21 protein-coding genes and 2 other annotated features are annotated in these 21,311 nt (G+C 38.8%); of the genes, 17 read left to right on the forward strand and 4 right to left on the reverse strand.

What is annotated here, in order from left to right; all coding sequences use genetic code 11:
- The 12 genes from mreD (at position 1) to ACEN36_RS00895 (ending at position 9,116) form a co-directional block, all read left to right on the forward strand.
- Entirely contained in the window at positions 1 to 522 is a 522-nt protein-coding gene (gene mreD, locus ACEN36_RS00840) for a rod shape-determining protein MreD (protein ID WP_407095495.1), read from the forward strand.
- Positions 523 to 564: 42 nt separating this feature from the next.
- Positions 565 to 1,257, forward strand: coding sequence for a septum site-determining protein MinC (locus ACEN36_RS00845; protein ID WP_407102977.1), 693 nt, complete (start codon positions 565 to 567; stop codon positions 1,255 to 1,257).
- The gene (minD, locus tag ACEN36_RS00850) at positions 1,254 to 2,048 is read left to right on the forward strand and encodes a septum site-determining protein MinD (protein ID WP_407102976.1); all 795 of its coding nucleotides are present in this window, start codon (positions 1,254 to 1,256) and stop codon (positions 2,046 to 2,048) included. Before ACEN36_RS00845 ends, minD begins: the two co-directional genes overlap by 4 nt.
- 34 nt (positions 2,049 to 2,082) lie before the next feature.
- Positions 2,083 to 2,329: a binding site (T-box leader), on the forward strand.
- Between the two features lie 91 nt (positions 2,330 to 2,420).
- Positions 2,421 to 3,215 (forward strand): amino acid ABC transporter substrate-binding protein, encoded by a 795-nt coding sequence (locus tag ACEN36_RS00855; protein WP_407102975.1) that lies wholly within the window; start codon positions 2,421 to 2,423, stop codon positions 3,213 to 3,215.
- 48 nt (positions 3,216 to 3,263) lie between these two features.
- Positions 3,264 to 4,073, forward strand: a complete 810-nt coding sequence (locus tag ACEN36_RS00860; RefSeq protein WP_407125773.1) for an amino acid ABC transporter substrate-binding protein — start codon at positions 3,264 to 3,266, stop codon at positions 4,071 to 4,073.
- Positions 4,074 to 4,101: 28 nt separating this feature from the next.
- Positions 4,102 to 4,737 (forward strand): amino acid ABC transporter permease, encoded by a 636-nt coding sequence (locus ACEN36_RS00865; RefSeq protein WP_407095490.1) that lies wholly within the window; start codon positions 4,102 to 4,104, stop codon positions 4,735 to 4,737.
- A 15-nt stretch (positions 4,738 to 4,752) separates the two neighbouring features.
- Complete coding sequence (locus tag ACEN36_RS00870; RefSeq protein WP_407095489.1) at positions 4,753 to 5,424, forward strand: amino acid ABC transporter ATP-binding protein; 672 nt, start codon at positions 4,753 to 4,755, stop codon at positions 5,422 to 5,424.
- Between the two features lie 89 nt (positions 5,425 to 5,513).
- Positions 5,514 to 5,587 (forward strand) — a sequence feature (ribosomal protein L21 leader region).
- Positions 5,588 to 5,602: 15 nt separating this feature from the next.
- A complete protein-coding gene (gene rplU, locus ACEN36_RS00875) occupies positions 5,603 to 5,911 on the forward strand; it encodes a 50S ribosomal protein L21 (RefSeq protein ID WP_204210639.1) in 309 nt (102 codons plus the stop codon).
- 17 nt (positions 5,912 to 5,928) lie between these two features.
- Complete coding sequence (locus tag ACEN36_RS00880) at positions 5,929 to 6,270, forward strand: ribosomal-processing cysteine protease Prp (RefSeq protein WP_407095488.1); 342 nt, start codon at positions 5,929 to 5,931, stop codon at positions 6,268 to 6,270.
- A 16-nt stretch (positions 6,271 to 6,286) separates the two neighbouring features.
- Positions 6,287 to 6,571 carry a 50S ribosomal protein L27 gene (rpmA, locus tag ACEN36_RS00885; protein WP_407095487.1) on the forward strand — a complete coding sequence of 95 codons (285 nt, stop codon included), beginning with the start codon at positions 6,287 to 6,289 and terminating at the stop codon, positions 6,569 to 6,571.
- Between the two features lie 325 nt (positions 6,572 to 6,896).
- On the forward strand, positions 6,897 to 7,904 hold the full coding sequence (locus ACEN36_RS00890; RefSeq protein WP_407125774.1) for a class I SAM-dependent methyltransferase: 1,008 nt from the start codon (positions 6,897 to 6,899) through the stop codon (positions 7,902 to 7,904).
- Positions 7,905 to 7,925: 21 nt separating this feature from the next.
- Complete coding sequence (locus tag ACEN36_RS00895; RefSeq protein ID WP_407095485.1) at positions 7,926 to 9,116, forward strand: acetate/propionate family kinase; 1,191 nt, start codon at positions 7,926 to 7,928, stop codon at positions 9,114 to 9,116.
- Between the two features lie 821 nt (positions 9,117 to 9,937).
- Here the strand turns inward: ACEN36_RS00895 and ACEN36_RS00900 are convergent.
- The 3 genes from ACEN36_RS00900 to ACEN36_RS00910 all read right to left on the reverse strand — a co-directional run bounded on the left by ACEN36_RS00900 (position 9,938) and on the right by ACEN36_RS00910 (position 12,498).
- Complete coding sequence (locus tag ACEN36_RS00900) at positions 9,938 to 10,399, reverse strand: universal stress protein (RefSeq protein WP_407095484.1); 462 nt, start codon at positions 10,397 to 10,399, stop codon at positions 9,938 to 9,940.
- Between the two features lie 177 nt (positions 10,400 to 10,576).
- Positions 10,577 to 10,858: a hypothetical protein gene (locus ACEN36_RS00905; protein ID WP_407095483.1), complete on the reverse strand. Its 282-nt coding sequence runs from the start codon at positions 10,856 to 10,858 to the stop codon at positions 10,577 to 10,579.
- Between the two features lie 389 nt (positions 10,859 to 11,247).
- Complete coding sequence (locus ACEN36_RS00910) at positions 11,248 to 12,498, reverse strand: replication-associated recombination protein A (protein ID WP_407125795.1); 1,251 nt, start codon at positions 12,496 to 12,498, stop codon at positions 11,248 to 11,250.
- Between the two features lie 256 nt (positions 12,499 to 12,754).
- On the opposite strand from ACEN36_RS00910, the gene gshAB reads away from it, so the two are divergent.
- The 4 genes from gshAB to ACEN36_RS00930 all read left to right on the forward strand — a co-directional run bounded on the left by gshAB (position 12,755) and on the right by ACEN36_RS00930 (position 17,814).
- Positions 12,755 to 15,022: a bifunctional glutamate--cysteine ligase GshA/glutathione synthetase GshB gene (gshAB, locus tag ACEN36_RS00915; RefSeq protein ID WP_407125775.1), complete on the forward strand. Its 2,268-nt coding sequence runs from the start codon at positions 12,755 to 12,757 to the stop codon at positions 15,020 to 15,022.
- 24 nt (positions 15,023 to 15,046) lie between these two features.
- On the forward strand, positions 15,047 to 16,189 hold the full coding sequence (locus ACEN36_RS00920; RefSeq protein ID WP_407125776.1) for a hypothetical protein: 1,143 nt from the start codon (positions 15,047 to 15,049) through the stop codon (positions 16,187 to 16,189).
- A 52-nt stretch (positions 16,190 to 16,241) separates the two neighbouring features.
- The gene (locus ACEN36_RS00925; protein WP_407095480.1) at positions 16,242 to 17,390 is read left to right on the forward strand and encodes a cysteine desulfurase family protein; all 1,149 of its coding nucleotides are present in this window, start codon (positions 16,242 to 16,244) and stop codon (positions 17,388 to 17,390) included.
- An 88-nt stretch (positions 17,391 to 17,478) separates the two neighbouring features.
- The gene (locus ACEN36_RS00930; RefSeq protein ID WP_407095479.1) at positions 17,479 to 17,814 is read left to right on the forward strand and encodes a cysteine desulfurase; all 336 of its coding nucleotides are present in this window, start codon (positions 17,479 to 17,481) and stop codon (positions 17,812 to 17,814) included.
- Positions 17,815 to 18,242: 428 nt separating this feature from the next.
- Here the strand turns inward: ACEN36_RS00930 and ACEN36_RS00935 are convergent, their stop codons facing one another.
- The gene (locus ACEN36_RS00935; protein WP_407095478.1) at positions 18,243 to 19,208 is read right to left on the reverse strand and encodes a glycosyltransferase family 2 protein; all 966 of its coding nucleotides are present in this window, start codon (positions 19,206 to 19,208) and stop codon (positions 18,243 to 18,245) included.
- 791 nt (positions 19,209 to 19,999) lie between these two features.
- Here ACEN36_RS00935 and mnmA point away from each other — a divergent pair.
- Positions 20,000 to 21,124 (forward strand): tRNA 2-thiouridine(34) synthase MnmA, encoded by a 1,125-nt coding sequence (gene mnmA, locus ACEN36_RS00940; RefSeq protein ID WP_407102966.1) that lies wholly within the window; start codon positions 20,000 to 20,002, stop codon positions 21,122 to 21,124.
- Positions 21,125 to 21,311: the final 187 nt, after the last annotated feature.

Genomic DNA, 21,311 nt, shown 5'->3' on the forward strand with positions numbered 1-21,311 from the left:
ATGACCAAAAAAGCAAGAATCAATCTATTTGTCCCAGTGACTTTTTTGATAGCTCTGTTGTTTGATGGTATCATTGCATCGATCTTTTCAACTCGACTCTACACCGCAACCAGCGATATGGTTCCCAGATTGATTATTATCTGCATTGTATTGTTTTCTTTTTATGTGGATCGGAAGTACATGATTCTTTTTGGTATTCTCTTTGGTTTACTATACGATAGTTATTATGTAGGGATTCTAGGGTTGTACACGTCTCTATTTCCGATCATCATTTATTTAAGCGATAAAATGCGGAAAATATTAAACCCTAATTTATTGGTGTTGGTTATGATAGTAATTATTCACATTAGCCTGGTAGAAACCTTGTTGTTTGGCTTCTACTCGGTTATTGATCTGACCACAATCGATATTGCAACATTTTTAGCAAATCGGTTGGGACCAACACTGTTGTTAAACAGTATGTTCTTGTTGGTACTTTACTATCCACTAAAAAAAACGGCTGCAACCATTGTGCAGGATTAAAAAATTTGTTCGTAAGTCTTTTGAGATTGGGGGAAGGGTTTAATGAAACAAAATGTAACATTAAAGGGAATTAAGGAAGGCTTTTTGTTAAATTTGAATGATGCGGCTTCTTTTGAAGAATTGACTAATGAATTGGATGAGTTGTTAGATCATTTGAGAGCAGAGCGTAAGCTATCTGGTGAAACGCGTAAAGACATTCATTTAGAGATTCATTCGGGATATCGTTTATTGAACGATGAACAAAAGGAATTGTTGACCAAAAAAATTGAAGAAAAAAGTCATTTCTCCATCAAATCTTTTGACGCAACTGTATTGACTTACGAACGTGCCATTGAATGGCAAAAAAAAGTCAGTTTAGAAATGAAAGTTCAAACCGTAAGAAGCGGACAAATTTTAGAAGCTCCTGGAGATATTTTATTGATTGGGAAAGTTCATCCGGGAGGCAGTATCCGAGCTAAGGGCAGTATCTTTATTATGGGAGAACTTCATGGAGTAGCTCATGCGGGTATTGACGGCGATACTTCAGCAGTTATTGTGGCTGATTTCCTCACTAAAGCGCAAATCCGTATTGCCGATAATGTTGAAGTTATTGAAAATGAAGAGGAAGAAAGCAGAAAAAGCAAGGTAGAAGTGGCGTATATAAATGATTTACATATCTTATCTTTTGAAACGTTGGATCGCTTAAAGAAGATACAGCCATCTATTGATAAAGTGACAGGAGGATTATTTGAATGAGTACAGCTATTGTCATTACATCTGGTAAAGGTGGGGTTGGAAAAACAACTTCAACGGCTAATTTAGGAACAGCATTGGCACTGCAAGGGAAAAAAGTGTGTTTGATCGATATGGATATCGGTTTGCGGAACTTAGATGTGATTCTAGGTCTAGAAAACCGCATTATCTATGATATTGTGGATGTAGTGGAAGAACGTGCAAAATTGCATCAAGCATTGATCAAAGACAAACGTTTTAACGATAACTTGTACTTGCTTCCAGCTGCACAAAATGCAGATAAAAACTCCATCAATGAACAACAAATGATCAATATTGTGGAAGAGTTGCGCGGTGATTATGACTATATTCTGATTGATTGTCCTGCAGGTATCGAACAAGGATTTAAAAACTCTATTGCTGCTGCAGATCAAGCGTTCATTGTAACAACTCCAGAGATCTCGGCTATTCGAGATGCAGATAGAATTATTGGATTGTTGGAACAAACAGAAATTTCTGATCCTAAATTGATCATCAACCGTATTCGCAAACGAATGATGCAAGATGGAGAAGTCATGGATGTAGATGAGATTACACGTCATTTGTCTATTGATTTGTTAGGGATCATATTTGATGATGATGATGTTGTCCGTTCATCCAACAATGGAGACCCTATTGTATTGAATCCGAAAAATGCGGCTTCTCAAGGATATCGGAATATTGCCCGCAGAATATTGGGTGAGACGGTACCTTTAATGTCACTGAAATCAGAAAAACCAACTTTTTGGCAAAAAATATTTGGCAAAAAGAAATAATTGTGCTATAGTACATTTAAATTAAATATCCATTAAAAAAGCATGGATGAGGAAAAGTAGAAATGGAATCTTTCAAGAGAGGTTGCGGATGGTGAAAGCAGCTAAGATGAAATTTTGAACACACACCTTTAAGCTGGCAGCTGAAAGTATAGAAGTAAGTTGACTCGGGAGTACCCGTTACAGTACTAGCGTTTAGTAGTTTTGAACGTGATGAGGCAAGTTTCTGTGAAGAACTTGCAAATAAAGGTGGAACCACGATAATGATCATCATCGTCCTTTGAATTTCGAATTTCGGAATTCAAAGGACGTTTTTTTGTTTTTAAGGACTGCAGCTTTAAAAATGAATCATTTTAAAAAAGGGAGAGAATAGGAATGTATAAAAAAATTATTACATCTTTTGTTGGCGCAATGACGTTAGTTTTAGCAGGGTGCGGTTCAAATAATACAGAGACAGATTCATATGAACAAATTGTTGAAGAGGGGAAAATTACTGTAGGATTGGATGATACTTTTGCTCCAATGGGCTTTCGAGACAGTAATGGTGAAGTTGTCGGTTTTGATATTGACTTGGCAAATGAAGTGGGAGATAGATTGGGCTTAGATGTAGAATTTCAACCCATTGATTGGGCTTTGAAAGAAACAGAATTGAATAATGGGAACATTGATGCTATTTGGAACGGCTATACGATTACAGAAGAGCGTCAAGAGCAAGTGGACTTCAGTACACCCTATCTAGAAAATAGCCAAATCGTGATCGTATTGGAAGATAGTCCCATCCAAACGATAGCTGATTTAAGTGGGAAAGTAGTTGCTGCACAACAATCGTCAAGTGCTGTGGATGCGATCAATGCGGATCCTTCAAATATAGTTGATCAATTTGCCAACCAAGAAATTGTCGTATACCCTTCAAACAATGATGTCTTTAATGATCTGGGTTCAGGCCGAAGCGATGCTATCGTAGTAGATGAAACACTTGGTCGGTACTATATGAAACAAAATGAGGATATGGCTTACCGTGTGCTGGAAGAAAACTTCGGTGAAGAAGAATATGCAGTCGGTTTCCGTAAGGTTGATGACCAATTGACGGAAGCTGTAAACGGGGCTTTAGAGGAAATGAGAGCAGACGGCACGTTTGATGAGATCTATGCCAAATGGTTTGCGGAATAAAAAAAAGCAGCTGATGATTTTTAAGTAATCATTTTAGGGGGTGTCAAAATGAAACTGAAAAAAATAAAAACGATGGGCAGTGTACTGCTGTTTCCGTTGCTTCTAATGGCTTGTGGGAATGCAAATACAACTGCTGCGGACAATGAAGAAATCTTTATAGGTGAACCAGGAGACACTTTTGTTGTAGGATTAGATGATACTTTTGTACCAATGGGATTTAGGGATAATGAAGGGCGCTTAGTTGGTTTAGATGTTGATCTCGCAAAAGAAGCCGTAGATCGCTTGGATGTAGAAATTGAATTTCAACCCATTGATTGGGCAATGAAAGAAACAGAATTGAATTCAGGGAAAATTGATGCTATCTGGAACGGATATTCTATGACTAAAGAAAGAGAAGAGAAGGTAGCTTTCAGTACTCCTTATCACAGCAGCGGACAAGTATTTGTTGTACTGGCTGACAGCTTAATTGAAAATTGGGACGATTTGGCAGGGAAGATTGTCGCCTCGCAACAGTCTTCCAGCACGGTTGACTTATTGAAAAATCATGAGACCGGCATCGTGGACACATTTGCGGACGGGGATATCGTACAATACCCTTCGTACAACGATGTCTTCAATGACTTGGAGAGTGGACGCAGTGAAGCTATCGCAGTCAGCGAAACGTATGCTCGTTATTACATGAAGCAAAAAGAGGAAGAGAAGTACCGCATTTTAGAAGAAGGTTTCGGCTATGAAGACAGTGCAGTAGGGTTGAGAAAATCGGATACAGAGTTTCGCGATAAACTGAATGCTGTACTAGCTGAGATGGAAGAAGATGGAATATTGCAAGAAATCAAAGGCAGATGGATTGCTGAATAAATTAAGTTAAATAAAGGATGAGTGAGAAATGGATTTGATTGCTGAGATAACCCCCAGTCTGTTAGATGGACTACAGACAACCTTATTATTATTTTTTATTATCGTGATTGTGACAATTCCTTTGGGATTTTTGATTGCCTGCATTAGAGTATATGCACCTAAATGGATCTCTTGGATCATTCAAGTCTACATTTATGTGATGCGTGGAACACCGCTTCTATTGCAATTGATGGTTGTCTTTTTTGGACTGCCATTTATAGGGATCACGTTTGAACGTTTTCCAGCAGCTGTTTTTACATTTATTATTAATTATACTGCTTATTACGCTGAAATTTTTCGAGGCGGAATTCTTTCTGTTCCAAATGGTCAATTTGAAGCGATCAAAGTTTTAGGAATCGGCAGAATAAACGGCTTTAAAAAAATCATTATTCCGCAAGTAATGCGGGTAGTGCTGCCTTCTGTGGGAAATGAAGTTATCTCTCTAGTAAAAGATACTTCATTGATTTATATTTTAGGATTAGGCGAATTATTAAGAGCCGGTCAAATTGCTGCTAACACGTATGCTTCTTTGATTCCATATGCAGCAGTGGGAATCGTTTATTTAGTGGTGACGGGAATCATTACGTTGCTCTTAAATGTTATTGAGAAGAAATCAGATTACTAAAGGAGAAGGTTAAACATGGGATTGAAAGCAATGAATGTTTCAAAACAATTCAATGGTGTAAATATCATTAAAGATTTTGATTTTACAATTGATACAGGAGAAATAGTGAATCTTATAGGGAAATCTGGTACTGGGAAAACGACGTTCATGAGACTGTTGAATCAGCTGGAAAAAGCGGATAATGGGACGATTGCTATTAATGATGCCTACTTATGCCGCGAAACTGATGGAAAAGCTGATTATGTGCCAAAAAAAGAACGTATGGTGTACAACAACCAAATCGGAATGGTATTTCAGGATTATCAATTGTTTCCTAATTTGACGATCTTAGAAAATTGTATTGAAGCTCCTCTAGCTCAGAAATTATTGTCCAAAGAAGAAGCCATAAAAAAAGCAGAACTTTTGTTAAATCAAATGGCTATTTTAAATAAAAAAGATGTGTATCCTGGAACTTTATCTGGTGGACAACAACAACGGGTTGCTATCGCACGTGCCATGATGTTGAATCCGCAGATCTTGTGCTTTGACGAGCCAACATCAGCTCTTGATCGAGACACTGCTGACGGAGTTGGAAAAATGATCCAAGAAATCGCCGCAAGTGGAACGGGTATCTTAATCGTTACTCATGATACGGCTTTTGCCGATCAATACGGAACTCGTTCCGTTTCATCTGATGCCTTTATTTGATCAAACATAAAAAGAACTTGTCAATGAGAAAAATACGTTGACGGGTTCTTTTGTTTTTGGTATGATGTTAATGTTGTAAATGTGTAGCACCACAACTACAACCGCACGGAAATGAGTTTGTAAGTCCATTACGGCACTCACAACGGCGAGTCTAAGTCTAATAAGGAGGTGCGAATAAATGTACGCAATTATTAAAACAGGTGGTAAACAAGTAAAAGTTGAGGTTGGACAAGCAATCTACGTTGAAAAATTAAACGTTGAAGCTGGCGAAACAATCAATTTTGACGAAGTAATCTTAGTTGGTGGAGAAGACACTAAAGTGGGAACTCCATTCATCGAAGGCGCAACTGTTGAAGGAACTGTTGAAAAACATGGTAAACAAAAGAAAGTTACTACTTTCAAATACAAACCTAAAAAACACAGTCACCGTAAACAAGGTCATCGTCAACCATATACAAAAGTTGTCATCAATGCTATCAACGCATAATAAAGAGGTGATCCATATTGATTCAAGCATCTATTAAACGAAATGACAAAGGAAATATCGTTTCTTTTGAAGTGACGGGACATGCGGAGTCAGGACCCTATGGCAGCGACATCGTTTGTGCAGCTGTTTCTGCGTTAGTGATTGGGACTACAAATAGCTTGATCACCTTGACTGGAGTTGCTCCAATCATCGAGCAAAATGATGAGGTCGAAGGTGGCTACTTATATGTTGAACTGATTCAAGACTTAACAGAAGAACAGTTGAAGACAGCTCAAGTGTTGCTTGAGAGTCTGCTTATTTCCTTAAATGGAATAGCAGAAGAATACTCTAAATACATTCAATTAAAGATTAAATCATGATGGAGGTGCATTCCAAATGTTGAAAATGAATCTACAATTCTTCGCTCACAAAAAAGGGGGCGGATCTACTGCTAACGGTCGTGACTCACAATCAAAACGTTTAGGAGCTAAACGTGCTGATGGTCAAACTGTTTCAGGTGGATCAATTTTATACCGCCAACGCGGTACTAAAATTTACCCAGGAGTTAACGTAGGTATCGGCGGAGATGACACATTGTTTGCTAAAGTTGACGGCGTTGTTCGTTTCGAACGTAAAGGCCGTGACAAAAAACAAGTTTCTGTATACCCAGTAGCTCAATAATAAGATCCAAAAAAGGGAGTGGACAATCGTTCACTCCCCTATTTTTTAGTTATTTTTAGATGTTAAAGAACACCTTCTAAAAGAAAAAAGTGAATCCCCCGAAAAATTAAGTGCCTTGCCATGTCCTCAATAAGAGCAATATTGTATGGAATAAGGTATACTTATTGATGAAATCAAGAACTTTAAGTCTAGTTCTATGCAATAAGTCGCTTTGTATCTTGTGTACATAGTGCAGATTAGATAAAATGATAAAGTAGTCTTGAATTCAAATGACTAATTTTTATCTTACGTAAAAGACAGGTATGAGGAAGAGAGGTTGATTTTTTTGTCTCAAAAAGACATGGAAACTCTTTTTAATCAATTAGATAGTACCGTTCAATTGTTAAGAAATGAAATTGATTTTTCATACTTGGAAGCACTGACTGAATCAGGCAGCAATCTGATTGAAAAAAATATTCCTACTGAAATGAAGAATATTTTAAATCCAGCAACAGCAGATAAATTAACAGAGATTTATCAAGGTGCAAATACAGCTGACATGGAACCTGAAGACATCCGAAAAAGTTTGCAATTAGCAATCTTAAAAGGATTGAAAGAGGACAAAGTGCAGGCGAATCATCAAATGACACCAGATGCTATCGGATTTATGTTTGTGTATTTTATCGAAAAAGTGCGAGACACTTCTTTGACGAAAATGCGGATTCTAGATCCCACTGTTGGTACAGGCAATTTGCTTTCAACAGTTTACAATGCTTTAGCGACTGCCAATGTTGAGGTACAAGCAGAAGGAATTGAAAATGATGATTTACTCATTGACTTAGCAGCTATGGCTACAAGACTCCAAAGACAAAACGTTAAATTAACCCATCAGGATGCTATTCAGGATCTATTAGTAGACCCGGTAGACTTAGTGGTGAGTGACTTACCGATTGGCTACTATCCAGTTGACGAAAGAGCGAAATCCTATACATCGGCAGCAAAAGGAGGACATTCCTTTGCCCATCATTTGCTGATTGAACAAAGTATGAAGTATTTGAAACCAAATGCATTTGGTTTATTTCTTGTACCGAAACTATTGTTTGAAACACCAGAAGCAGCATCTTTGATGAAAGCTATTCAAAAATCAGGATATTTACAAGGTATGTTGCATTTGCCAAAAGAATTATTTGCAAATGAACAATCACAAAAATCTATTTTACTGCTTCAAAAAGATGGGGACCAAGCAGAACAAGCTAAACAAGTATTGCTTGGGAACATTCCTGATTTGAAAAATCAACAATCCATGTTAAAATTTATGCAGGAAGTGGATAGCTGGAAGAAAGAAAATTTGTAAGAGAAGAAAAGGGGAAGAAACATGTCAAAAACAATTGCAATTAATGCAGGTAGTTCAAGTTTAAAATTTACGTTGTTTGAAATGCCTGAAGAAAAAGAAATCGCTTCAGGGATCGTTGAAAGAATCGGATTGAAAGATTCAATCTTTACAACAAAATACAATGGTGAAAAATACAATATCACAGAAGACATCGACAACCATGAAATTGCTATCCAAAAAGTATTGGATAAATTAATTGAATTAAACGTTATCGCAAGCTACGATGAAATCGAAGGTGTTGGACATCGTGTAGTTGCTGGGGGAGAAGACTTTAAAGAATCTGCTCTTATCGACAACGATGTATTAGCAAAAATTGAACAATTAGCTGATTTAGCTCCTTTACACAATACTGCAAACGCAACAGGAATCAAAGCATTTAAAAAATTATTGCCAAACATCACAAGTGTAGCGGTATTTGATACTTCTTTCCACACTTCAATGCCAGCTGTAAACTACTTGTACAGCTTACCAATGGAATACTATGAAAAACATGCAGCTCGTAAATATGGAGCACATGGTACTTCTCATCAATACGTATCTGAACGTGCAGCAGATATGCTTGGACGTTCACTAGAAGACTTGAAATTGATCACTTGCCACTTAGGTAATGGTGCTTCTATTACAGCTGTTGAAGGTGGAAAATCAGTAGATACATCTATGGGATTCACTCCTTTAGCTGGTGTAACAATGGGAACTCGTACAGGTGATATCGATGCTTCTATTATTCCATACTTGATGGAAAAAGAAGGTATTACTGATATTAACGAAATGATCAATATCTTTAACAAAAAATCTGGATTACTTGGTTTATCAGGTGTATCAAGCGACATGCGTGATGTGGAAGATGCTGCTGAAGCAGGAGACGACAGAGCGCAATTAGCTTTAGACATTTTCTATAACCGAGTTCAAAAATACATTGGCCAATACGTAGCATTGATGAATGGAGTAGACGCAATCATCTTTACGGCTGGTATCGGTGAAAACTCAGTTGAAACTCGTAAAATCCTTATCGATGGTATCAACTGGTTTGGTGCTGAAATCGACGACGAAAGAAACAACGTTCGTGGCGAAGAACGCATTATCTCAACAGACGACTCAAAAGTTAAAGTCTTGTTGATTCCAACAGACGAAGAAGTCATGATCGCCCGTGACGTAGAACGACTAAAAAAATAAGAGCGTGAAGTAAGCCGTTTAGCTCTCTGTACAGTAGCTGAATGTTAAAAGTTAGGTGCTTTTCCTAACATTTGTCATTCGGCTACTGGGAGAGAGAGCTGGCTTACGCAACGCGTCTAAATAAGAGCGTGGAACAAGGCGTTTAGGCTTTCGTAGGTTTCACTTTATCCTTTTAGATGGTGTTCTTTACCATCAAAAAGGATAAATGAAACCATAGAAAGTCTGCCTTGCGCAACGCGTCTAAGAGATCGAGCTCATCGAGCATTCTAAAAGCACCTCACTATGAAGAAAATTCATAGTGAGGTGCTTTTTTCGCACTGTAAGGCATCTAGCTAATAATACGAATGAAAAAATAACCAGAATTGTAAGGTAGAGCCTCTCTAGCTTACAATTCACCAGAAAAAAACGAGTGATAATACGAGTTAAAGCCTGTTTACCTCACAATAGACTAATAAAAACGAATAATAATATAAGCTATACATTGTCTACTTCACAATCCATCAGAGAAAAAGAGCAATAATATGAGCTAAAGTCCGCCTACTGCACAATCCACCAAGAAAAAAGAACAATAATATGAGCTATAACCAGTCTACTGCACAATTCACCCAAAAATACAAGCAGTAACATGAGCTATAACTATTCTACCTCATAATCCACCCAAAAATACGGCCAGTAATAGGGACTATAACTCCTACAGCTCAAAGCTCAATCAAACAAAAGAGAACAGACCATTAATTAACCAACTTTTACGCAATAAATCGAACCACAAAAAAGTAGAGACAGGAACAATATCCTGCCTCCATCAAAAATATTTTTTTCAACTAGTCTGTCGCTTGATTTTCTAAATCGGTACGTACTACTAAGACATCACAGGCAGCATTGCGGATAACGTATTCTGAAACGGATCCAATGAAGATTCGTTCCACAGCACTTAAACCAGTGGCTCCTAACATAATCAAATGAACATTGTGTTCTTCAGGGATTTGTTTAGAGATCAATACTTTTGGAGAACCGTATTCAATAACATAACTGACGTCTTTAACACGGTGGTTTTTAGCGTATCTTACATATTCTTCCAATGTTGTTTTTGCTTGTTGACTCGCTTTGTCCGCCATGGAACCATCGAAAGTAGAAATACTTTGGAAAGCCTTTGTATCAATGACATTTGCGATCAGTAAAGCAGCATTGTTTCGAACGGCAACTTGAACCGCTTTTTTGAATGCTAACTCAGCTTCTTTGGAACCATCGATAGCCACTAAAATTCGATTGTATTGTTGTAACATATAAACCACTCCATTCTATATCAATTGAAAGCAATGAAACTACGCTTTGTTCATCTATAGTATAACGTTTATTTTTTCATTTTCATAATGAAACGATAAAAAGAGCAGCGTTTTCAAAAAAACGAAAAAGAGGAAGGTTAGTTTACTGGCGCTATTATTCTATCCCACCAATCTAGATTACATACTTTTGTTCAAATAAACTAAGAAGGCCAATATGAGTACCATAACGATTCCTAAGAAAATAAAAGCCAGAGGTATAGTATAAAAGAAAGTGAGAAAGAGAGAGAAGAGACCGCATAATAAAAATCCGACTCCGAACCCCATAAAAATCGGTTTTGTTCGTTCACTAGCATCGCTGCTTTTATAGTAAAGAAACACCTGTGCTTTCATCGTTAAGAAGAAATAAGCTGTATACAATAAAAGCAACGCGAAAATGGCAAATAAAATGGATAAAATCATATTCATTCCTCCTAAAAGACTAAATTCTTTTCTTAATTCATTATACACCACGCAAAAAGCCATTCCAAAAAGGAATGGCTTTAAAGTCGAAACTTTATGTAAAAATTCCGATGGTACCGTTTATACGTCCAATTAGTATTGAACCCGCACGTTAGCAGGTGGGCTCCACTGTCAAGCATCTAACTACCAAGTGAAAAGGCATGTTATCCGTTTGATTCAGTTTGGATCCCAAAGTATTCGTAAAAAATGTTCGGTCAACACATGTCAGGACATCGCGCATACCTCAGAATTCTTATCCTTATATTAGCACGGAGGGTATTTCCTGTCAACTAGATACGCTCAAGCTAAGGACAAAAAACGTGAAGAAACAATGGAGGCAGCGCTTACGGCTAGTTTTTAGTCCTTTGGTTGATAGAGTCGTATTGCTGAGCTAATGTGTCTTCATATTTACCAGTATGGTTAGGTTCAAAGTAGCGTGCTTTTTTTAATTTGTCCGGCAAATATTGTTGATCTACCCAAGCACCAGGATAACTGTGCGGATATTTGTAATCGACGCCGCGGCCTAATTTGCTGGCTCCGCTGTAATGAGAATCTTTCAAATGATCTGGGACATCACCGCTGTTTCCGTTTCGAATGTCGCTTATTGCTGCGTCAATCGCTGAGATACTGGAATTGGACTTCGGTGATAAACATAAATCAATGACCGTATTGGCTAATGGAATTCTTGCCTCAGGAAAACCAATGCGCTCTGCAGCTTGGACGGCAGTAACAGTACGTGAACAGGCTCCGGGATTGGCTAAACCAATGTCTTCATACGCAATAACCATTAATCTTCTGGAAATGATCGGCAAGTCACCTGCTTCAATCAATCTGCCTAAATAATGAAGTGCAGCGTTCACGTCGCTGCCTCGAACCGATTTTTGTAAAGCTGAAATGACATCGTAATGCGCATCGCCATCTTTATCATGAGTCAACGCTTTCCTTTGAACACATTCTTCCGCAATGTTGAGCGAAATATGAATCGTTCCGTTTTCATCCGGTTTGGTCGATTTAATGGCCAGTTCCAAGCTGTTTAGAGCACTTCTCAAGTCTCCATTAGTGGCCCGAGCAAAATGCAGCAAGGCTGTTTCACTGACTTCTGATGAGTAGCTACCCAAACCACTTTCGGTGTCTTGTAAAGCTCGTTCCATGGCTAATTGAATATCTTCAATAGAAAGAGGTTTCAATTCAAATATTTGTGCCCGGCTTCTTAAGGCGGGGTTAATGGTAATATAGGGATTTTCAGTAGTAGCACCAATCAAAATGATGCGTCCATTTTCCAAATGGGGCAGCAAAAAGTCTTGCTTTGGTTTATCCAGACGATGGACCTCATCCAGCATCAAGATAACGGAACCACTCATTTTGGCCTCTTCTGCAATAATCTGCAAATCTTTTTTAGAATCGGTTGCGGCATTCAACATCCGAAAAGCATATTGGGTAGACCCTGCAATCGCGCTGGCAATACTGGTTTTTCCTATTCCTGGAGGACCGTATAAGATCATGGAAGACAGCATTTTAGCGTCTACCATCCGGCGAATGATTTTTCCTTCACCTACTAAATGACTTTGTCCGACGACTTCATCAATATTTGTAGGACGCATTCGAAAAGCTAATGGTTTACTCGTCAATTTTGAATCACTCCTCCTAGAAAAACTTTCTTTTAGTATAGCATTTTTAGCCATTTGTTTCCATCCGAAACGAACATTAGTTCGCTAAATAGTGGATGTTGTCCTTAGAAAATTAAATAGGTTCGCTTTTTTTAGCCAATTTTGCGATAATAGTTTTGACAAAAGAAACTTCTGATTTACAATAGATGAGAAAAAGAAGTTGGCAGGAAGGTAGTGTCAGATAATCGTTATGAAAACAATAAAACAATTAATCAAAGAAAATAAGATTGAACCGGTATGGAGCGAATCCATCATCGGAATTGAAAAAGAAGGTTTGAGAGTTAACCCAGATGGCAGCTTAGCGACTACTGATCATCCCGAAACACTTGGCAGCAGAAGCCATCACCCTTATATTCAAACGGATTTTAGTGAAGTACAATTGGAATTGATTACGCCTCCTCTAAAAAGCAGCAAGAGTATGCAACGGTGGTTGGCAGCTTTGCATGATGTTACGTATCATTCTATGAAAGAAGAAGAACTGATTTGGCCACTGAGCATGCCTGGTACATTGCCGGAAGAAAAACAAATTCCGATCGCTAAATTAGAAAATCAGGCTGATGTAGCTTATCGAGAATATTTAGCTGGTATCTACGGCAAGAAAAAGCAAATGCAAAGCGGAATACACGTCAATTTTGAGTTTGATCAATCGTTTATCGATTCACTGTATCAAAAGCAAACAGAAATCATAAATAAAGAGGCGTTTAAATCAGCCGTTTATATGAAATTGTCTCGGAACTTTTTACGTTACCGCTGGGTATTGAGCTATTTATTTGGTGCTTCTCCAACGGTTTGCAATGACTTTTACTCTGATAGTGAGTCAGTGCCGAAGGATTTTGTGCGCAGCTTGCGCAATAGTCAATTAGGGTATGTGAACAGCAAAAATGTTGTAGTATCCTATGAAACTTTAAATGCTTATGTGGACAGCATTGAAAAATTAGTAGAATCAGGCGATTTATCGGAAGAAAGAGAGTTCTATGCTTCGATTCGCTTGAGAGGAACAAAACAAGTCCATGGGTTATTGGATAAAGGAATCTCGTATGTAGAGTTGCGCAATTTTGATTTGAATCCTTTTGATGCATTCAGTATCAACAAGCAGACACTGAACTTTGTAAAATTGTTTTGTTTCGCCTTGATTTGGATGGACGAAGAAAGTACTGCAGTCAATTCCAAAACCGGAGATGACAAAAATCATTTGACCGCTTTAGAACATCCTAAAAAAGAATCGCAGTTTAAAGCTGAAGGACTGGCTTTACTGGAAGAGATGCGGGACATGATAGAGTCCACTAATCAACATGAAAAAGCTTTGGAACTCGTGTCATGGGCGGAAGATGTATTTGAGCATCCAGAAAAAACAGTAGCTGCTCAAATTGTAGACGGTATTCAAGCAGCTGGCGATTATGTCTCCTTTGGTATGGAATTAGCGAAGCAATACAAACAAGATGCTATGGAGAAACCTTATCAATTACGTGGGTTTACATCGCTTGAGATGTCGACTCAATTGTTGATCCATGACGCGATCCAATTGGGAATCAAAGTAAAAGTGATTGATGAGTACGATCAATTTGTCAAATTGACCTATAAAGGTCATGTGGAGTATGTTAAAAACGGCAATATGACAGCTAAAGATACGTATATTTCTTCTTTGATCATGGCTAATAAGACGGTGACGAAAAAAATACTTGCTGAAAATGGTTTTCATATTCCAGCGGGAGGAGAATATCAAACAGTTGAAAAAGCTCAACAGGCATTCTGGCGTTATGAAAACCGACCGATCGTCATAAAACCTAAATCAACCAATTATGGGGTAGGAATCTCTATTTTTAAACAAGGTCCTACAAAAGAAGACTTCAACCAAGCTGTAACGATCGCTTTTAAAGAAGATGAATCGATTCTTGTAGAAGAGTACATTCCAGGAACGGAATACCGGTTGTTTGTCGTCAACAACAAAGTACCTGCTGTCTTATTGCGGACACCAGCCAACGTTGTAGGGGATGGAACATCATCAGTTAAAGCTTTAGTTGAACAGAAGAACCAAGATCCCTTACGCGGAACAAATCACCGAGCACCATTGGAAATCATCCAATTGGGTGAAATCGAGCAACTGATGTTGAAAGAACAAGGGTATTCTGTGGAGAGTGTTCCCGAAAAAGGAGAAACCGTTTATTTAAGAGAAAACTCCAATATCAGTACGGGTGGAGACTCCATCGATGTGACGGATGAAATGGACGAAAGCTACAAAGAAATCGCAGTCCAAATGGCACGAGCGATCGAAGCTAACGTAACAGGAATCGATTTGATCATCCCGGATCTAACCAAAGCTAGTACGCCTGAATCACCTGGATACACAGTGATTGAAGCCAATTTTAATCCCGCTATGCATATGCACGCCTATGTATACAAAGGAAAAAATCGTCGTTTGACCAAAGAGATTTTGACAATGCTGTTTCCTGAACTCTAAACAATTGAGAAAAGGAGTGAGGCTGTGAATGTAAAAAAGATGCTCGCTATATGGTGGCCATTTTTACTGCTGTTGATTATTGAAACACTGTTGATGTTTACCACGATTGATTTACCACCTTACTTTTTTAGTCTGACTGTCTTATCTTTTTTTGTTTTTGCAGGACTTCAAATCATTCTTCATGAAGCAGGACACTTCCTTTGTGGGTGGGCTACAGGATACCGGTTTTTATCTTACCGGATCTTCAGTTTTGTAGTTCTGAAAGAAAAAGGGAAACTGGTTTTTAAACGACAAGCTGTTAATGAAGCTGTTGCTCAATGCTTGATGGTTCCAGATAAAGAATGGAATCCGACCCGCTATCCGTATAAATTGTACCTAAGCGGAGGTGTACTTTTCAATGCGATCTGTTCATTGAGCGCCCTTTTTCTCTTAACCAGTGATTTTATTCCAGCTATCTTTCCTCTATTATTTAGCGGAATCGGTTTATTTCTGACTTTATCAAATGGTCTTCCAAAAAGGATGAATGATGGAGCGATCTTAAAGAAATGCCGCAAGAATCCAGCTTACCGTCAAATGATGTATCATCAATTACGCACGGTGTACTATTTAACGGAAAGCCGGACGTTAACCAGTTTGCCGCCGGAATCATTTGAACTGTTTGATGAGGTGGAGCTAAGCGATCCTTTTTCGCTGTATGTGATGCACTTGGAGTATTACAAATATTTGAAACAGTTCCAATTTGACAAAGCAGCTGTGTTGATAGAGAAGCAGTGGAATATTAAAGATAAATTGGTTCCGCTAGATAGAATGATGGTTCAAGCAGAAAAGTTGTTTTGTTTAAGCCTGCACCGACAGTCAGCCGAAGAAGCGACAAAAATGTACCACCAAACGGATGTGCAGCTGATGCAAAAATATGAACAGATCACATTTAAACGCATTTTTGCGACCTATTTTCTTTATGTAGAAAATGATCCTGTTAAAGCTCTGATATGGACTAAAGCAGGGTGGAATTTAGGAAATAGCAATACTTTTGACAACGGCTTGCAAGTGGAAATCAATCTCTTAGAGTGGCTGCGCCAACATGCTCAACTGAAATTAGAGCAACAACCAGCAAACGAAGTACGTCAAGAAGGTGCTGTAAATCTTCGTGATGAAGTTGTTCGATGAAGTAATTAGTGGTACAATTTGGTGACAAATAATAAGTGAATGAGAGGATAACATGGAAAAAATTTATTTAGATCATGCAGCAACCAGCCCAGTTCATCCTGAAGTAGCTGAAGTAACTTACGAAATGATGAAAGCCCATTTTGGTAATGCTTCAAGCATTCATGGATTCGGACGTGACAGCAGAAGAATATTAGATCAATCCAGAATCGTTTTTGCCCAAAGTATCGGAGCAAAACCGAATGAAATCATTGTTACGAGTGGCGGAACAGAAAGCGACAATACAGCGATCATGGAAACAGCTCTATCCAGGAAAGAAGAGGGCATGCATTTGATTACGACAGCGATCGAGCACCATGCTGTTTTAAAACCAATGGAGCATTTGGAATCGTTGGGATTTGAAGTCACGTATTTACCTGTAGATGAAACTGGTCGCGTGAACCCTGAAGATGTGAGAGCTGCTTTACGCCCGGATACGATTTTAGTATCGATCATGTATGGCAATAATGAGGTCGGTACCTTGATGGACATTGCAGCGATTGGGAATATTATCCACGAAAGCGAAACGAAGGCTTATTTTCACGCGGATGCCGTTCAAGCCTATGGATCCGAAGATATTGATGTGAAACGCGATCACATCGATCTATTGTCGGTCTCAGCGCATAAAATCAATGGACCCAAAGGAATCGGCTTCTTATACATCAGCAGCAGTATCCATTTGCCTAGTTTTATGCTGGGCGGCGAACAAGAACAAAAACGTCGGGCCGGAACCGAAAATATTCCAGGTATTGCCGGGTTTAAAAAAGCTGTTGAAATTATGCTGGCAGAAAGAGAAGAACGCAAACTGCATCATCAAGAATTGCGGTCCTATTTGATGCAACAGTTGGACGAGAGCGGTATCGATTATGACTTGAATGGTTCTGATAAACACCATTTGGCACACGTTATCAATGTATGGGTCAAAGGAGTTTGTTCGGAGCAGTTATTGATGAGTTTGGATTTAGTCGGCATTGCTTTATCTGCAGGTTCAGCTTGTACAGCCGGAAATATCGATCCTAGCCATGTATTAGGAGCGATGTACGGTGAAGAAAGCCCACGAATCAGTGAATCGATCCGCATCAGTTTTGGGTTAGGAACGACAAAAGAACAATTGGATATTCTTATGGAAGAACTGACCAAAAGTGTTGCCCGACTAAAAAAATAGCTTAATTCGTGTACTAGAATATGCTATAGTTAAGGTGAAAAGGCTTTATCCTTAAAAGCTTTAACACGACAACAAAGGTGGTAGTCAAATGGCATTTTTAGCAAAAGATAAATTAGACGGCTCAACGGATATGTATCGTATGAGCGAAAGCGTAAAAAAATACACTTTACGAGATAACGGTTTTGAACAATCGAAGAACGGCCATTTTCAATTTAGTCGGGATTTAGAAATAGGTTCAGCAAAAAGTCCTAAATTAAAAATGACAGTTGCCAGCGACCTAAAGACGTTCAAAATGTCTGTCGTAACCGCAAATGGGTTGCGTTCGGTGAACTTATACAAAGGGGATGCCTTTAAAGAAGCACAAGACCGTGCAGGATATGTTTTGGCTGGATTTGTAGAGAGTGGTATTTTAGAAAAAGTGTAGTCTTTAGGTTCTTCATCTTCTAATGTTGGTAAAGAAATTTCCTCCGGCTTAAGGGGTTGCTTATGGAAAGCCATGGGAAAGCCTTGAGCCGAAAACCGCGTCTCAAGGCTTGCAAGCGTTGCCGAAGCCGTTGGAGCGCTAGCGACGTACGGATATGGTATGCGTAGCGTAGCGGAGAACAAACCCCGAGTAAAAGCTGAAACTTTAACTCGGGATTAATTCCCATTGCATCCTTATTCATGGCTATAAGCAACCCCATATTCCTCCATAAATTTCTAGAAAATGAGTTTCTAATAGGTTTAGAGTTGAAAAAAATTGTATTCTCTACTTACCAACATCAAATATTGTAGAACCAGTCTTTAAAGCACCTAGAGCACACCGATGAGATTCGGCAGTGTCCTAGGTGCTTTTTTTAGATAATAGAAAGGTTATTCGGCCATTTTACTTTTGTAGAACATATCCCAATAAATTTTGCCCAATCCAATGTTTCTGCGGGTGATCATTGCACATCTTTTCAAATCATTGTCTTGAAGATCGGACAGGTCATAATGATTGAGGTGTTTTCTTAGATGTGTGATGAAGGGACCATGTACATTTTCCGAGTTCACTAAGAGGAACAAAGAAGAAAGCGTTAAGCGGGCATAGTAATCTTTCAATATCCGAATGTCAATGGAAGGATCTTGCACCAACAGATCAATGGCTTTCTCGATTGCTGTGAGTCCGGTTAATTTTCGTTTATTTTGAAGTACGCTGATAGACAAATGACGGCTAAGGTAGTAGTGGTAATGGGGAGGCGGGCTGTATACAATAGAGCTGCTCTTAAAAAAGCATTGCATAGCTACTAATAAATCTTCGTAATGGTCAATCTCTTCATCAAAACGAATTTCAGGAGCAGAATGAAACAGCTCCAATTTATAAAGTTTGTTGCACAAGAAACCTTCAGTCCTTGTTTGAGCTAGACAAAGCTGAATAGCTTCATTTTTGGACATCAGTCTTGTTTCGTCTGGTCCAGGAATCAGATACAATTCTGAAAGAGTGTTTTCAAAATACCTGCAGGTGACCATATCTCCATTAAAGGATTGGTTGGCCATCATCAGTTCTTCTAACATATCTGCGCCCAACCAATCCATCGCATTGACAAAACAAACGTATTCACCTCTAGCATGTACAAGACCGATATTTTTAGCCACTGAACGACTACTGTACTCTATGTGTATGACTTCAAAGCGAGCATCATTTTTAGCGAATCGGTCGCAAATTTCACCGCTTTTATCAATAGACCCATTATCAATCAAAATAATCTGTAATTTACGATAGGTCTGACTTTTGATGCTATGCAGGCTTTTAGAGAGTGTTTTTTCAACATTTTGGATTGGAACAATAACGGATATCATGGTATTCCCTCCTTATCACTAACCGTTTGAGAGACTAATTATGGGCGATTGAAAATGGAGTGAAATCATTTAAATAAGGTGTAAGCCTTTACACCTTAAGTTTACGCCTATCTTGTTCTTTGTCAATGATTCATTATTGAGACGGGTGTCATACGCATGAAAAGTATTTTCTCCTAAGAATTAAGGTCTTCTTTTCAAAACGCTCTCTTAATAAGTAAAGGCGGCTCTATGGGGTGAAATTTCCTCCGGAATGGACGGGTTTGCTTGTGGAAAGCCATGGGACCGTCTGGAGCCTGTAGTCTCCAGACTTTCAAGCTTCAAACGGAATCGTAAGCGCTGAAGCGCCAACGCTCCGTAATTCACATTTCATCCTTTACATGGCTACAAGAAACCCCTATTCCTCTAGAAATATCACGGGTATCAAACGAGTCACAGCTTAAAAAGCGTGTCTAAATATTTCGGGAAGTTCAAAGAAAGCAGGTCTTTCTCATAATGAAGACCGAAGTCTTCCACTTCACTCAACAGATGGAAAATCTCGTTCATGTCGCTCGGCTCCGCATTTTTCTTTTAGCAGACCAGAGACGAGAAGATTCGTAATCTTATTTTTTATTTAATTTTTTTCATGCGTGTGACGTGATTGAGACGGACACCCATACTTTTTAACAAAAAGCCATTTTTTGATCGGCAAACCTTGCATTCTTATTAATAGTTAGTATAATAGGTAAGACTGGAAAAATACGACCTTCAAATCGTTAAGATTTTCAGAATCTATTTGAAATGATGGTGATAAAATGACAGACAACAGTAAAATCCGTGTTGTTGTAGGAATGAGTGGCGGCGTTGATTCGTCAGTAACAGCTCATGTCTTAAAAGAGCAAGGATACGACGTTGTAGGTATTTTTATGAAAAACTGGGACGATACGGATGAATTCGGTATGTGTACCGCAACGGATGATTACAATGATGTCGCTCTTGTAGCAAATCAAATCGGGATTCCGTACTATTCGATCAACTTCGAAAAACAATATTGGGATAAAGTCTTTACGTATTTCTTAGAAGAATACAAAAAAGGCCGTACACCTAACCCTGATGTAATGTGTAACAAAGAAATCAAATTCAAAGCTTTCTTAGACTACGCGATGGATTTAGGGGCAGATTATGTAGCTACTGGACATTACGCACGAGTAGAACGTGATGAAAATGGTGTAACACATATGTTGCGTGGGGTAGACAACAATAAAGACCAAACGTACTTCTTAAATCAATTGTCACAAGAACAATTGTCTAAAGTTATGTTCCCATTAGGCGGCATGGAAAAACCAGAAGTACGCCGCATTGCTGAAGAAGCAGGCTTAGCAACCGCTAAGAAAAAAGACTCTACTGGAGTTTGCTTTATCGGAGAGCGCGACTTCAAGAAATTCTTGATGGAATACCTGCCAGCTCAACCAGGTAACATGGTGACTCCTGAAGGGGAAATCAAAGGCCAACACGATGGATTGATGTATTACACGATCGGACAACGTCAAGGTTTAGGGATTGGCGGCGGCGGTAAAACAAATGATCCATGGTTCGTAATCGGAAAAGATCTTGAAACCAACACTCTTTATGTTGGTCAAGGCTACCACCACGAATGGTTGTACGCAACTCATTTAGAAGCGTCAGATATCCACTTTACTTCTAAGGAAGCAAAACCGGCTACGTTTAAATGTACCGCTAAATTTCGTTACCGCCAAGCAGATACAGGCGTAACTGTTCATATGAACAGCGATGGAACGAGCGCTACAGTTGAATTTGACGAACCCGTGCGAGCGATCACACCAGGACAATCGGTTGTCTTCTACGATGGCGACGAATGTTTAGGCGGCGGAACAATCGACAAGGCATATAGCAATGTGAAAGAATTGCATTACGTGTAAACAAAAAAAGATTGGAACAGACTTGTTTCAATCCTTTTTTGTGCGTTAGTTTGTCAAATTAAGTGTAATACGTTTTCCATAAATACCTCATGCAGTGTTTTTATTTGAAACATTTCCTTAGTCGAGTGTTGATTCATGCTAACATGAAGTCAAACTTCTCGGGGGTAACCCTGTTAAAATTAGTTCC

The sequence above is a fragment of the Desemzia sp. FAM 23989 genome (assembly GCF_045528345.1).
Lineage (GTDB): Bacteria > Bacillota > Bacilli > Lactobacillales > Carnobacteriaceae > Desemzia.

What these genes read in the sequence shown, in the direction of transcription:
- mreD (WP_407095495.1), top strand. Translation starts at nt 1, where the DNA reads ATGACCAAAAAAGCAAGAATCAATCTATTTGTCCCAGTGACTTTTTTG.
- ACEN36_RS00845 (WP_407102977.1), top strand. Translation starts at nt 565, where the DNA reads ATGAAACAAAATGTAACATTAAAGGGAATTAAGGAAGGCTTTTTGTTA.
- minD (WP_407102976.1), top strand. Translation starts at nt 1,254, where the DNA reads ATGAGTACAGCTATTGTCATTACATCTGGTAAAGGTGGGGTTGGAAAA.
- ACEN36_RS00855 (WP_407102975.1), top strand. Translation starts at nt 2,421, where the DNA reads ATGTATAAAAAAATTATTACATCTTTTGTTGGCGCAATGACGTTAGTT.
- ACEN36_RS00860 (WP_407125773.1), top strand. Translation starts at nt 3,264, where the DNA reads ATGAAACTGAAAAAAATAAAAACGATGGGCAGTGTACTGCTGTTTCCG.
- ACEN36_RS00865 (WP_407095490.1), top strand. Translation starts at nt 4,102, where the DNA reads ATGGATTTGATTGCTGAGATAACCCCCAGTCTGTTAGATGGACTACAG.
- ACEN36_RS00870 (WP_407095489.1), top strand. Translation starts at nt 4,753, where the DNA reads ATGGGATTGAAAGCAATGAATGTTTCAAAACAATTCAATGGTGTAAAT.
- rplU (WP_204210639.1), top strand. Translation starts at nt 5,603, where the DNA reads ATGTACGCAATTATTAAAACAGGTGGTAAACAAGTAAAAGTTGAGGTT.
- rpmA (WP_407095487.1), top strand. Translation starts at nt 6,287, where the DNA reads ATGTTGAAAATGAATCTACAATTCTTCGCTCACAAAAAAGGGGGCGGA.
- ACEN36_RS00895 (WP_407095485.1), top strand. Translation starts at nt 7,926, where the DNA reads ATGTCAAAAACAATTGCAATTAATGCAGGTAGTTCAAGTTTAAAATTT.
- ACEN36_RS00900 (WP_407095484.1), bottom strand. Translation starts at nt 10,399, where the DNA reads ATGTTACAACAATACAATCGAATTTTAGTGGCTATCGATGGTTCCAAA.
- ACEN36_RS00905 (WP_407095483.1), bottom strand. Translation starts at nt 10,858, where the DNA reads ATGATTTTATCCATTTTATTTGCCATTTTCGCGTTGCTTTTATTGTAT.
- ACEN36_RS00910 (WP_407125795.1), bottom strand. Translation starts at nt 12,498, where the DNA reads ATGCGTCCTACAAATATTGATGAAGTCGTCGGACAAAGTCATTTAGTA.
- gshAB (WP_407125775.1), top strand. Translation starts at nt 12,755, where the DNA reads ATGAAAACAATAAAACAATTAATCAAAGAAAATAAGATTGAACCGGTA.
- ACEN36_RS00925 (WP_407095480.1), top strand. Translation starts at nt 16,242, where the DNA reads ATGGAAAAAATTTATTTAGATCATGCAGCAACCAGCCCAGTTCATCCT.
- ACEN36_RS00930 (WP_407095479.1), top strand. Translation starts at nt 17,479, where the DNA reads ATGGCATTTTTAGCAAAAGATAAATTAGACGGCTCAACGGATATGTAT.
- ACEN36_RS00935 (WP_407095478.1), bottom strand. Translation starts at nt 19,208, where the DNA reads ATGATATCCGTTATTGTTCCAATCCAAAATGTTGAAAAAACACTCTCT.
- mnmA (WP_407102966.1), top strand. Translation starts at nt 20,000, where the DNA reads ATGACAGACAACAGTAAAATCCGTGTTGTTGTAGGAATGAGTGGCGGC.